Source organism: Desulfosarcina sp. BuS5 (assembly GCF_028752835.1).
GTDB lineage: Bacteria > Desulfobacterota > Desulfobacteria > Desulfobacterales > BuS5 > BuS5.
The window spans coordinates 1,744,128-1,758,486 of record NZ_CP087952.1 but is presented as its reverse complement, the minus strand read 5'-3'; the positions used below and the strand labels follow the sequence as shown (position 1 = coordinate 1,758,486).

At 44.5% G+C, this 14,359-nt stretch carries 7 protein-coding genes and 1 pseudogene; all 8 read right to left on the bottom strand.

Annotation, left to right across the window (positions count from 1 at the left end; translation table 11 throughout):
* Positions 1-39 precede the first annotated feature (39 nt).
* A complete protein-coding gene (gene cobN / locus BuS5_RS08680; RefSeq protein ID WP_035265970.1) occupies positions 40-3,984 on the bottom strand; it encodes a cobaltochelatase subunit CobN in 3,945 nt (1,314 codons plus the stop codon).
* Positions 3,985-4,458: 474 nt separating this feature from the next.
* Positions 4,459-5,019, bottom strand: coding sequence for a transposase (locus tag BuS5_RS08675; protein ID WP_274428149.1), 561 nt, complete (start codon positions 5,017-5,019; stop codon positions 4,459-4,461).
* Between the two features lie 95 nt (positions 5,020-5,114).
* Entirely contained in the window at positions 5,115-6,107 is a 993-nt protein-coding gene (locus BuS5_RS08670) for a hypothetical protein (RefSeq protein ID WP_027354644.1), read from the bottom strand.
* 378 nt (positions 6,108-6,485) lie between these two features.
* Positions 6,486-8,513, bottom strand: coding sequence for a putative cobaltochelatase (locus tag BuS5_RS08665; protein ID WP_027354645.1), 2,028 nt, complete (start codon positions 8,511-8,513; stop codon positions 6,486-6,488).
* A gap of 77 nt (positions 8,514-8,590) precedes the next feature.
* Positions 8,591-8,944: pseudogene (locus BuS5_RS20440) on the bottom strand (four helix bundle protein).
* A gap of 132 nt (positions 8,945-9,076) precedes the next feature.
* Positions 9,077-10,117 (bottom strand): ATP-binding protein, encoded by a 1,041-nt coding sequence (locus BuS5_RS08660; protein ID WP_027354646.1) that lies wholly within the window; start codon positions 10,115-10,117, stop codon positions 9,077-9,079.
* Entirely contained in the window at positions 10,107-13,517 is a 3,411-nt protein-coding gene (locus BuS5_RS08655; RefSeq protein ID WP_051375044.1) for a cobaltochelatase subunit CobN, read from the bottom strand. The genes BuS5_RS08660 and BuS5_RS08655 overlap by 11 nt, the downstream gene beginning before the upstream one ends.
* Positions 13,518-13,565: 48 nt before the next feature.
* The gene (locus BuS5_RS08650; protein WP_027354647.1) at positions 13,566-14,357 is read right to left on the bottom strand and encodes an ABC transporter ATP-binding protein; all 792 of its coding nucleotides are present in this window, start codon (positions 14,355-14,357) and stop codon (positions 13,566-13,568) included.
* Positions 14,358-14,359: the final 2 nt, after the last annotated feature.

Sequence of the window (14,359 nt, the reverse complement as noted above, 5' to 3'; positions counted from 1 at the left end):
ATGACACGGATTTCACGGATTTCACGGATTAGGGCTCTTTTATTCGGGCTTTGCAGCTTGAATTTTTGCCTTTACCTCTTTCATCATCTCCCCCCAGTTCTCCACGTCCTCAGACGTGAGGATATCGACTGAGCCGCCCTGGAAGTCTCCTTCAACATCTCCCATTTTTTTTTCTATCCAGCCTTCGACCTCCAGATACTGTTCCTTGAGACCTTCCAGTACCTGCGGGTCTGCATCCCAGAGACCTCTGCTTTCGGCTTCAAGCAGCCTGCGGCCGATCTCCTCAAGAGCCCAGGGATTATTCTCTTCAAAGAATTTGCGGTTTTCCTCGTTTAAAACAAATGTCCTGGTTATATCGTCGAATATCCAGTCGTCCACCTCCTGGGTGGTTGCTTCCCAGCCGTAAACCCGGCCGACCCTTTTTGATATATCCCCGGCTCCTTTATATCCATGACGCTTCATCCCTTCGATCCATTTGGGATTTAAAAGCTTGGTGCGTACGACCCGCCTGACCTCATCGGCCATATCCCTTACTTCCACATGCTCCGGTTCCCGTGTATCTCCATAGTAGGTCTTTACCTTTTTTCCGGAGATGCTTCTCGCTGCAGCGGTCATTCCACCGTGGGTACCAAAATAACAGCAGCAGCCGAACAGGTCGTATTCATCCGAAACCACCTTGTTGTAAGTAACATCGACTGTTTTCAAACTGCCGGCCAACTGGCTCTGTTTTTCTTCGCCGAACACCCCCTTGCCGTAAGCATAGCCGTTCCAGTATACAAAAATATCGGAGAGATCTTTTTCGTCTTTCCAGGCCGAGGCATATACCGCCAGATTTGTGCCTGCCTGATAAGTGCCTGGTTTTGAGGCAAACAGACGGAACGTGGCATCGCGCCAGGTCTTTTCCGAGGTCGGATCATTGCCCGATTCCGCACCTGATTCCGCAATTTGGGCCAGGGTATGTTTTCTGACAAAGTTCATTTCATCAGGTTCGTCCAGAGCCGCTACTGCCTGGACAGCCTCGTCTATGACATCGATACAGTTTGGGAAGTTATCCCTGGTGATGCCGGAAACCCGGATCGTCACGTCGATGCGCGGCCTGCCAAGAGCCTCCAAAGGAATAATTTCAAACCCTTTTAACCTTCCATTGGAGAGCCAGACCGGTTTGACTCCCATAAGGTACATGATCTGGGCCATACCCTCGCCGTCGGCCCACATAATATCGGAGCACATCCAGAAAATTGCCACATTTTCCGGAGTTTTTCCTTCTTCTTTTTCATGTTTCTCAATCACGGCATCAGCCAGTCTCATTCCCACTTTCCAGGAAGCCTTGGTCGGGACCCGATGAGGGTCAAGGGAGTAGAAATTTCTTCCGGTTGGCAGTATATCATCCCTTCCTCTTGTAATCAGGCCGGAGGGTCCGGCCGGAATATATTTTGCTTCAAAACCTGAAAGCAAGGCCTCAACTTCCTTTGAGGCATTCAGCCTTGTATTTAGATCCCAAATTTTGTCTTCAATCAGATGAATTTTGTTTAGATGAGTCTCATCTTTCAGCAAGCCATCCAGAATATTTTTAAGTTTTGTGCCTGCATCATCATCGCCGCCGGCAAGAACCTGGCTGATAAATTTTTTGCTCAAAATATCAATCTCCTCAAGCAGCTCACCATGGCTTTTTTTGTAGAAACAGGAATACGCTCCCCTGTCGCTCAAAAGATCGCCTAACTCCGTACCGATAAGCCTGCAAATAAGCTTACGGAGAGAGATTTCTTCGCCTGCATCATAAGAGAGGATGGAGTTGATAAAATCAACCCGGCGTTCACCCTGCGGCAGCTCGCCGAAGATGTGCATTCCATCCTGTATTTTGGTGTTTCTTGTCAGACTCAGCACATCGTGCGCGGCCCTGGCCTTTTCTTCAAAGGGAGCATCAGGTAAAAGCTTTGCCCCTTCGAGAAGGTTGGTCTTTTGCAAGGAATCGTCGATCAGATGCTCCAGGGCATGGGCGCGGCCTTTATCAATATTTTTTACCTGCTCATATTCACCCAGGAATCGATCAAGTTCCTCCAGATCGTCATAAAGCCCGCCCTGGGTCATCACGGTCTGCATGTGATCAACAAGCGTTGCATAACTGCGGCGCTTGGCGATTGTTCCTTCAGGCGGGTTATCTGCATTATAGATATAGAGGTGGGGCATATCTCCAATGGCTATATCAGGAAGACAGGATTCGGAAAGAGCGGTCGATTTACCGGGCAAAAACTCAAGGTTGCCATGTGTTCCTATATGAACAATGGCATCAGCTCCCCATATATCTTGTAGATAACGATAGGTGGCTATATACTGGTGAGGCGGCGGCACATCAGGATCATGAAGAATTTTGCATACCCGGCCGTCGCATCTCGGCCCGGCGCAGCCCCGTTTGGGCTGGACGCAGACCACTGCATTGCCGTATTCAACCCCTGTAACCAGAATTTTGCCATTATATACCATGGCGGCGGGGACTCCGTTTACTTCCTCGCCCGGAGGATTTCCCCATGCCCCGGATATCCTGTCTCTTACTTTTTCCGGAAACGTGTCGAACCATCTTCTGTACTCATCAACCGAAACATGTGCTAAGACGCCTCCTTTTTTGACGATCTCATCTACAGTAGTCCACCTGAATTCAGAAACAGCCTTTCTCTCCATAATCGTATTGATAAGTTCCTTGCCGTTTTCAGGAGGATCAACCCGATAACCGGCTTCTTTCATCCGGCCCATTATCATGGCAGCGCTCTCGAGGGTGTCAAGATGCGCGCCGCCGCCGACCGTGGCCTCAACCGAGGCGCAGGGATTATTGTGCAGGATAAACGCGATCTTTCGCTCTGCCGGAGGTTTCTTCTTTAACTGCACCCATTTTGCAACCCGCCCGGCAACCTTGCGGCATCTCTCTTCTATCGGCATCCGCACTTGAAGCCCCTCTCCGGTTTTATTCGCGGCCCCGACAATAAAGGGCTCAATCACCCCTTCAAATTCAGGCATGGCCATTGACCACCCTACGCTGCTGCCTATTCCGTCCATCTCGTTTTCCCACTCATCTATGGTCTTGTAGTATGAAGTTACAGGAGATATGACAGGCACGCCGATTTTTTTTAAAATCTCTATGCCTTCCGCCGCGATCTCTTTATTGTCGTGGCCTTTTTCCCGGCTGCTTTGCAAAGGAAAGTTCTGGAGTTTTATCATAATATCTATGCGCGAAGTTCCGTCCGGCCGCAAAAATGTCTCGCAGACCGCCTCCCCGCTCCCCTTGCATCCCCGCTCCTCATCCTTGACCGAATAAGAAAAAACAGGGATAACATCCAGCCCAAGCCGTTCCAGTTCACGGATCAGGGTATCTTCCACCTCCAGATTGTCATTTACCCATTGATGCCGGGTAAAAAGAATGCCCACAGTGGATCTCTGACTTCCGACCTCCGACTTCTGACCTCTGACCTCCGAGCTCAGACCTCTGTATTCTTCGTACCATTCAAGATATTCATCCACAGTAGCAAAATACCCGGTCGGCGCTTCAGGATGATAAAGACCTTCCCAGGGAACGGGCCTGGGTTCCTCTGCCTCTATATCGAGTCCACCGGCCTCGCTGGCAATGTAGCGGAGCATGTTGATAAAGTTCTCCTCGCCGTTGATGACAACGTATGAGTTGACCTCCGCCACTATCTCCGGCCGGACAGTGGAAAGCGTCCAGTATGAAGGATCATACCCGCAGCAGATAACAGGAATATTTTTGCCCAGTTCCTTTAGCTGATTTTCGATAACCTCCCAGAATCCCTCGGATGAGCGGTAAAGAAAGATGATGTCCGCATCCGCAGCCTCTTTCAATACAGCGTCAACCTTTTCCGGGTCTTCTTCAAGAACCTTTGAAGAATAGGCCGAAACCTCCAGAATATCGGCCACATTTTTTGCCGCGCGGACAAGCATGTTGGCATAAGAGCTCCACATTATTGAAACTATTTTCATAATAATTCTCCTTTTTAAAAAAGTGCCTAAAGTCCGTAAAGTGAGCTAAAGTGAGCTAAAGTGCCTAAAGTGAGCTAAAGTGCCTAAAGTTAAAGTATTCTGCCAATTTTTTATATGAAACACACTCCCCTAAAAAAAGCGTAGGGGTACCATTGATTTTAAGGTAATCTTAAAATTATTAATATTATTAGTAAGTTATCAATGTTGTATAAATAAAATCAGTTCCTTGGTTAATAATAAGATTGCGGTAATCAGCTTTTCAATGAATTTAGAAATGTCGGCCTATATCAAAAAAGTTTTATATGCGTAGTTCCTTCTCTGAAGGACTAACAGTTAGTTGTGCAAAAGGCCGACCAGTCATGTTATATTCGCGCTCAAAGGCTTCAGTTGTACTCTCGACTTCATTTTCCAATTCAAAGCAAATCAGATTACTGTAATCCACTCAAACGATTTTATAAATTGCTTATGGCAAAATTAAATTTCACAAGGAACCAGTTTAAGTCCCATTTCTTTGGCTCTTTTGTTTAAATTTCTCAACACTTTTTGTTTGTTTGGAGCTATTAGATAATCTTCGCCAAGATCTCGATAGGTGTCTCCATATTTTATAATGTTAAAAACTGCCTTTCCAATCTTATGCGCTATGGCCACTATGGCCTTTTTTGCACCACGTCTCGCTTTCAGTTTATAGTATTTGGCCTTGTAGTAGGAGCCCTTGGTCTTTATCGCCGCCCATGCGACTTGGACTAAAATGGTTTTCAAAGGATGATTTCTGACACCATTTCTACCATTTTTACGCTTTCCTGCGCTTTCATTATTCCCAGGGCATAAGCCAGCCCAAGACACAAAAGCTGACATGCAGATGAATTCATCCAGTGTAACACCAATTTCGCTTAAAATAGCTTGAGCTGATTTTTTATTTATTCCTGGAATTGCATCTAATCGATCCAATAAACTCTGATGTTCTTTTGTAAGTAAATCCAATCTCTCATTTATTTCATCTATACGTTTTTCAAATGTGCTAATAGTCTCCATCATTCCAATTAGCTGGAAGCGATGGTGCTCTAATTTTAGGCACTTTAAACTTTAGGCACTTTAGGCACTTTAGGCACTTTAGGCACTTTAGGCACTTTCTATTCAATTATAATTAAAAGAAACATAAGAAAAACCACACGGTTGAGCATTCCCAGACCGGTTGAAACAAACAGGATTTTCGATCCCATTAAAAACCCGAAAAGCGATGCATACTTGGCAAAGGAATACCTGACCGCAAAAATCGGGAGCATCAGCAGACTTCCAAGAAGACAGGCTGTAAACCCCTGCAAATCGCTCAGGATGCCGTCTTTAATCATGGCTCCGATTAAGCCGGCGCCTACCAGCGGGCTGAACATATAAGTTCCGACAGGAAGAACAGAGGCCGGGGGGAGTTTAAAAAATTCCGTTAACGGCAGGACATAATCTGCCAATCCTTTTATAATGCCATTATTGATCAACAGAAATATGAAAAAAGTCGTTGATACAAAGATGATGCTTATCTTAAAAAAGATCTTTTTCTGCCGTGCAAAAGATGAAACAAGAGTTTTGCCAAGCTTGCTTCGTGTTATAGTATTCGTATCTACGCGACCCGAATCTACACAATCAGGATCGAATCTATCTGTCCCCGGGTTATTGCTTTGCAGCCTGATTCTTCCATAAATAATAACAAAAAGAACCTTGACTATTCCTGATACGATAAATGTCAAAAAATAAAGGAGCCCTGCCCTGATGCCGAGCAAGGGGATCATTACCGGAATCTGATATGTAAAAGTCTCTTTCAGATAGACAGGGGTTGTGTTGAGGAGGGCGGTCAGCAGTGTCTGGCTGCTGTCTATTTTTTTGTCCTGATAAAGCTTTGCTATCATGGCATTTCCGGCAAGGACAGAGCCGAATGAGGCCACGAACGTTATGCCGGCCTCACGGGGCAGATTGGAAAGGCTTGCCAATGGCTTCCCGATAAATTCAAGTTTTTTGAACAGACCCAATTCTATCAATACCTGAGAAACATACAGGGATATAAACATGATAATTAATACCCTCGGAACAATCCGCCATGTATCGAACAGGCTTTGTATAAAAAGATCAATCATCGAATGTGCCTAAGCTACACGAAAAGGCGGTTGATAAAAAGAAACCAGCAATCACGATAAAAACAAAAAAAGATAAATAAAACCGTGTATTAAAAGCTTGTTTTAAAATATTATCCGTTCCTCCAAAAAAAAAGCCAGAAAGATTACAAGGCATTTTTGCCCTTTAAAACCTTCCTGGCTTTTTTGTTTATATTTTACAGCTTATATATTATAAACTGTTATTAGACCGCTAAAAAAATTTATTTTCGGCTGACTGAACTTTAAACGTGTAACTTAATTTTTTATATAATTTCATATTATATACTTGAATTTATATATTATATTATAGTTGTTATTGTCAATAAGAAATTGGTTTTTTGAAGTCCGAATGAATCATGCTCACCATAATAAATTTTCCCGTAGAACTTCTACCAATGTATCCGCCTTGAGATCTTCAATCTTGAAATATCCGGCCCCCATTCCGACGGATAATTGATGAGACAGTCCAAAGGAGATCAGCCCGGGTTTTTCAACGTCAACCACTACTGTATTGACCCGGGTGTCATTTTTCACCTCCTCGGCCATTTCCATAGCCTCGGCAAAAGGTTTTCCGCCATATTGACTAACATTGGCCTTTCCATCGGAGATAAGTATCAGCAATGGATACGTGTCAGGGTCTTTCCGGAAATGGCCTTGAATAATTTGATAGCCGAGGGATATCCCATGGCAGAGCGGGGTCTTCCCCCCGGTGGGGAGCTCTTCCAAAAGTTTATGGGCAAGCTCCACGCTGCCGGTGGGTGGAAGAAGAACCTCGGCATGATCTCCCCTGAATGCTATCATTGATATCTTGTCCCTTTTCTGATAAGCATCGAGAAGAAGAGAGAGAATAGCCCCTTTTGTTTCAATCATCCGTTTTCCGGCTCCCATGGAGCCGCTGGCATCCACAACAAAGACAATAAAATTTCCGATCCTTTTCTCTCTTACCTTTTCACGAATATCGCTTTCTTCAATGGCAATGGCTACATCTTCTCTTCTTCTTTGTTTCTGATAAGGGGCGGCGGCCCTTATAGTGGCATCCAGGGCCAGATCACTGGTCTTGCGCTGCATTCTGCTCATGATATATCTGCCGGCCTTTGAGGACGACCTTGTCCGGCTTCTTCTGCCCGAACCTTTCCGGAGTACCCTGTCCCTTTCCATCTGAATTCTTTTTGTTTTAAAAATCTCCCCCACAGGGAAGACCATTTCAAGGGGCCGGCCTTTTTCCGGTTTTTCTTTATCTTTTTTTTCTCCCTCCCCCTCATCTGCCTTCTTTCCTTCTTCAGTCTTTTGCTGATTTTGGGTTTCCGGTTTTTCTTCTTCTTTTTCAGGTTCTTTTTCTTCCTCTTTTTCTTCATCGGGTGGAGCCGGCGGATCTTCTTTTTTTTCTTCAGGCTGATGCTGCGGTGGAGAAGGCGGCATCCTTACACGATGAAGCAGCACAAGATCAGCGGCTTCATTAACCTCTTTTTCGGTTACCTCTTTTCTATTTTCACAGGATGCTATGGTGATGGCTGTTTTTCTCATAATAATATCCGCCCGGTGACCGGCCACAAAAGCATCCAGCGCAAGTTTTGAGCAGAGCTTCACCATTTCTTCTGAAATTTTTACATGGGGAAAGCGTTTCCCTGCATGTATAATTTTCTGACAAAGCCTGTCTTGAGAATTTTGATACTCTGCTATAAAATCAGAGCTGTTTTTATCAAAACGGTCTCTTTGTTTGATCAGCCGGATTCTTTCAACCGGGTCTTTTATTCCTTCAACCTGAATGCACATCCCGAACCTGTCAAGGAGTTGCGGCCGCAGTTCCCCCTCTTCGGGATTCATGGTTCCGATCAGGATAAACTCTGCCCTGTGCATGCAGGAAACGCCTTCCCGCTCGACAATATTCATTCCCATACCCGCGGCATCAAGAATAATATCCACTATATGATCATCCAACAGATTGACTTCATCAATATAAAGAATTCCCCTATGGGCTGCCGCCAGCAGGCCGGGTGTAAAAAACGTTTCCCCCTTTTTTACCGCATGTTCAAAATCGAGACTCCCCAATACCCTGTCCTCGGTAGCGCCAAGGGGAAGATCGACAACCTTTATCTTTTTCTTCATTACAGGAAGATTGATGCCCTGTTTCACTTTTTTTCTGCATTCGGCGCACAGGTATTCATATTTATCGGGATCGCAATTAAACGGACATCCGGCAACGATTTCAATCTCCGGTAAAATGGCAGCCAGGCCGCGGACAGCGGTTGATTTTGCAGTTCCCTTTTCCCCCCTGATCAGCAGTCCCCCGATAGAGGGGCAGACCGCGTTTAGAATAAGAGCCCGGGTCATTTTTTCCTGACCCACAATGGCCGCAAATGGATAGATTTCTCTTTTTGTCCAGTCCAAGATATTACCTCTTTTTAAAGTGCCTAAAGTGCCTAAAGTCCGTGAAGTCCGTGAAGTCCGTGAAGTCCGTAAAATGCCTAAAGTTTGTTTGCAATGGAAGTGAAGATAGCCAATAGCTGACTACATTCGTCGTGGGTTCCTTTTACCTGCTCCCATAATAATATTTCGGATTCTACAATTACTTCAAGCCAGTATTGGGTTTCACTGGCTTCACTTTCACAAATCTTAATTTTGTTTTTAAAGTCAGCATTGCTTCAGGCACGATTTGCCTCTCGATAATTAGCGCCAATAGAAGTGCCCGATTTAGTAATTTGATTGCGTATCACATTCCCCTCAGGGGTATTCGGCGACTGTGAAGATAACTGTATGATACTCACCGCAAATTTTCGTGTCCGTTTTTCCAGTTCTTTCGCAAATTCCTTATTCTTCATTTTTGGACATTTCAACTTTAGGCTTTTTTGAAGTTATAAGTGCGCTAAAGTCCGTAACGTGCCTGAAGTTAAGGTATTCTGCCAATCCTATTTAAAAAAATAGAGCGAAGCGATTCATTAACTTTAGGCATTTTAGGCACTTTTTTCATGAGAAATAATTCCAGCTATTTTTTCTTCTTCCACGCCCTGTTTTTGAAACGGTTTTCTACGCATCCTATGCTGAAGGGCCATGTCCGCCGCTGTCTGCACATCCTCTTTTAGGACATCTTTTCGTCCATTTAATGCGGCCAGCGTCCTGGCTGCCTTCATCATTATAATATCCGCACGATGACCGTCCACATTCATTTCAATGGCGATGTGTACGATCAGACGCAGCATATCATCGGAAACGGCTGTCTTTTCCAAAAGTTCTTTGGCCCGGATAACGGAATTTCTGAGTTTTTCCTCCTCCTCTTTCCAGGCATCCTGAAATCCGGCAGGATCATTTTCATAAGATGTTCTTCTTTTTACAACCTCCATTCTCTGCTCAATATCCGCTATCCCTTCAATATGAACACACAAACCAAAGCGGTCAAGAAGCTGGGGCCGCAATTCCCCTTCTTCAGGGTTCATTGTCCCGATAAGGATAAATTCAGCAGGGTGAGAGTATGAAACGCCTTCTCTTTCTATGGTGTTTACACCCATTGCAGCAGAATCGAGGAGAACATCGACGATATGGTCGTCAAGGAGATTCACTTCATCCACATAGAGGATTCCCCGGTTTGCCTCCGCCAGGATCCCTGGCTCGAACCGTTTTTCCCCCTTTTTTATTGCGCGCTCTATATCAAGGGAACCGACAACCCTGTCTTCCGTTGAACCTACAGGAAGTTCGACCACCCGTGTTTTTCTCTTTTTTACGGAAAGCTCTTCCCCGCCATCCTGCCGGGTTATACATTCCATGCACATGCTTCCTTTCTTGTGAGGATCGCATCCGAATTTGCAGTCGGCCACCACCTCTATTTCCGGCAAAAGGGCTGCCAGCGCCCGCACTGCGGTTGACTTTGCGGTGCCCTTTTCACCCCGGATTAAAACCCCGCCGAGTTTCGGATTGACAGCGTTTAAAATAAGGGCCTTTTTCATTATTCCCTGACCAACAATGGCCGTAAAAGGATACGTTAAATTTTTATTTTTCATTTCTCACCTCTTTCATCTTTTCTCCCCAGTTCTTTACGTCCTCAGATGTGAAAATATCGACTGAGCCGCCCTGAAAATCGCCTTCAACATCTCCCATTTTTTCTTCTATCCAGCCTTCAATTTCAAGATAGATCTCCTTTAAATCCTTTAACACCTGCGGGTCGGCTTTCCACAGACCACGCTGTTCCGCCTCCAAAAATCTGCGTGCAAGCTCTTCAAGCGCCCAGGGATTGTTTTGCTCGTAAAACTCCCGCATCTCTTTATCAAGGAGATGTTTTTTTGTCAGCTCATCGAAAATCCAGTCATCTACGACATCTGATGTGGCATCCCACCCGTAAACCGCTGCCGCCTTATGCGCCATGTCCTGCGCGCCTTTGTAGCCGTGCTTTTTCATGCCGTCGATCCACTGGGGATTAAGCAGTTTAACCCTGATAACCCGTTCTATCTCCTCGCTTAACTCACGCACTTTCGGGTTAGCGGGATCTTTGGTATCACCCCAGAGCACTTTTGGTGTTGAATTTGAAAGCGCTCTGACAGCAGCTGTCATACCGCCCTGGAAATCGTTGTAACAACAGCCGAGAGGGTCGGTTTCATCGGTTTCTGTTTTATGAAATACTGTTGTTATAGTCTTTAGATTATGGGCGAACTCGCCGTGAGCCTTTTGACCAAACAGATCTTGGCCGTAAGCAAATCCTCCGTGATCTATAAAAGTCTCGGCTAAATCTTTTATCGTTTTCCACGCGCTTGCCGCTATCATTAGTTTTATACCGTTGCCGTAAGCGCCGGGCTTTGCAGCAAATATCCTGAAAGTTGCAGCGCGGTTCAGCGCTTCATTCGCCAGTTTTGACTTATTTTCTTTTTTTGCGATTTTTTTGTATTCATTTGCATTTTTAAGAATATAATTTTTCGCAGCATCTTCTTTAAGATTTGCTATCATTACAACAGCGCTGTCGAGCAGTTCAACCAGGTTCGGCAATGTGTCCCTGAATATTTCGCTTGTCCTGATGGTAACATCGATACGCGGCCGGTTTAACTCCTGCAAGGGTACGGGTTCAACCCCTGTCACTATGCCGCTTTCGTTCCAGAGAGGCCGCGCGCCAATCAAATGCAGTATCTGGGCTAACTGCTCACCATCCGCCATGTATGCATCCAGACTCCACAATACCATGCCTATCTTTTCCGGATATTTATTTTCTTCCTTGATGTACTTGTTCAGTATTTCATCCGCCAGTTTTACGCCGATTTTATAAGCTGCTTTTGTAGGAATTTTTCTCGGGTCAATACTGTAGATATTTCTACCTGTAGGCAGGACATCTGTTTTGCCGTGCGTCAGTGTTCCGCCGGGGCCGGGACTGATATAGCGTTTGTCCATGGCATTTTCTATCTGCGGTATCTCTCGATCCGTTTTCATCAAGTCCGGATATAGTTTATCTTTTATCCATGTCAGCAGAATAAGCAACCTGTTAATCTTTGATCGATTGAATTTAATATTTTTGAATTGAAGGGCAATAAAGTCTTCATCAACCCGGTTATTCCTTAATAGATTTTCCACAAGCAAGAACGCGATTTTTTCGCATTTATCAAGGAGCTGTGTTTCCCGGGGGTTTTTGATAATCTCATCATAGTTTAAATCCATGATATCAAGGATACATCTCCTGATTGACGGCAGGCTTCCATCATATTTGAGTATCGCCACTATCATCCTGGCTGTTTTTTCATTATCATTGGTTTTGCTCAATATATGCAGCCCGTCGTTTATGCTTGAATCGCGCAGCAAAAACAATTTATCATGAACCTTCTCAACCACCTCGTCGTCCTTCATATTTTCGAGGGGGTGTTTTTCGGAGGCAGTCAACAGCTTTAATTTTACCGCGAGATTGCGTATATCGTCGCATAATATCTTTTTCCTGCCGCTTTCATTTAAAAGGGCCGCATTATTATATTGTAAAAGCAGGTCATCCATTTCACAGAGTTCATCATACAATTTTGCAGACTGCATGTACGGGATAATGTGGTCTGTTATAACAGCGTACGCGCGGCGCTTTGCTATGATCGCCTCGTTGGGGTTTTTGCTTGTATAGATATATATGTGCGGCACATCCCCTGTGATTATCTCGGGAAAACAGTCGGAACTCATGCCGCTTGCCTTGCCCGGGAGAAACTCTATATACCCGTGTGTACCGGTTGAAATAATAATATCCGAATTTTCCTGTATCCATTTGAACACTGCGTAACACTGGTGCGTAGGCGGTATTTCGGGGTTATGCAGTATTTTGCACACTTCGCCGTCACAGCGCGCTCCGTAGCAGCCGCGCTTGGGTTCAGCCATCACTTTTATATTGCCGAAAGTTAAACCTGTAACTACAATTCTATCACCGTACACCATACCCTTGCCTGGCGGCTCTCCCCAGTTTTCAATCATTTTTTTCCTGTTTATTTCGGATAATTGATTGAAATAGTAAGCATATTTATCAGGATCTATAAAAAACGCGGCTCCGCCTTTATCAACTATCTCTTCGACTGTAGTCCACCTGAATTCGCTGACAGCTTTTTTGTCTAAAAATTCATCTGTCAAAGCTTTGCCGTTTTCCGGCATATTTTCTATATGATAGCCCTGGTCAGCGAGATGCTTCATTAGTTTTACCACGCTTTCAAACGAATCAAGCCCGTTGGCTCCACCAAGCGAAGCCTCGGTTCCCGCACAGGGGTTGTTATGAAGCAGAATAGTAATTTTTCTTTTATTTTTCGGCAGTTCTTTCAATTTCAGCCAGTTTTTTATACGCCGCGTAAAAAACTCTATCCGCTCTTTTACAGGCAACAATGAGGCGTATCTGTCTTTGCTTTCCCTGTCCTTTGCGAAGATAACAGTAGGCTCTATTGTGCCGTTAAATTCAGGCTGAGCAACCCAGTAAATCTGGTTCATTGCAGTTATTCCCTGGGGACTGCCACGCCATTCCGCTTCACTTCTGCCGCTTGAAGAGATCGCCTGAAAAACCGGCGCGTCAATTAAATCAAGCACTGTTTTGTTGTTATCGGCTGTCATGTCTGTTTGAAACAGGAAAGATGAAACACAATTGATTATAACGTCGGTGTTTTTCAATTGGTTTAAATCTACATTATACCCCAGACAATCTTCGCTTGCATGTTCCTTTTGCTGCGAAAAGACCGGCACCGGAATTATATTGTATTTTTCAACCTCTTTAATCAAGGCGTCTATACCGCATAAATTTTTTTTTTCAATCTGGTGCCGTGAAAAAAAGATACCTGCTCTATGGCGTTTTTTCTTTTCCGGGTCTTTTAGTTTATTTTTTTCGTACCAATCAATATATCCGGCGATATCTTTATGTATAACCTTGCTGTCCGGATGATAAAATCCTGTATATGGCAAATCCCGGGTCATGATTTTATAACTCCTTTCGTCCTCGTTCCTAATCTCTCAGGAGAATATTTACTGCTCTCTGTTTATTATTGAAAGCGGAATAACGTTCAAACAATTACCTTTACTGCTGCGTCCTATCTCAACTTCTATACCATAAATATCCCTGATATTTTCAATACTGATCACATCTTCCGGCCTGCCGCCGGCAAAAATCCTGCCTTTTTGAAGCATTATTGTTTTTGTGCTGTATCTTGCGGCAAGACTCAGATCGTGAAGCACCATTACTATTGCAAGATTCTCTTCCTCACTCAAAGTCTTAACAAGTTCCAGGATTTCGATTTGATGGTTTATATCAAGATGCAAAGTCACTTCATCTAAAAGAAGAATCTTTGGCTGTTGAGCCAGAGCGCGGGCTATGATAGCTTTTTGGTATTCACCACCCGAAATCTCGGTTATAAGTTTATCTGCCATGTGTGCAAGCCCGATACGGGCAAGGCATTGATGCACAACAGCCCTGTCATTTTCATTTTCTGTGTTAAATCTTCCCATGTGGGAATACCTCCCCATCATAACAAGGTCATAAACCGTAAAGGGGAAAGAAACAGTTGAAACCTGCGGTACAACACCTATGTTTTTTGCCACTTCTTTTCTGTTCATCCGCAAAATATCCATATCATTGACCAGTACGGTGCCGGTTGTCGGTTTCAATTTTTTGTTCATGCATTTAAGAAGGGTTGTTTTCCCGGAACCATTTGGTCCGATAATGCACAGGATATCTCTTCCCTTAATTTTCAGGGCTATACCATCCAGGGTTTTTGCGCTGTTATATGAAAAGCTTAAATCAAGTATTTCCAGTTCCATTG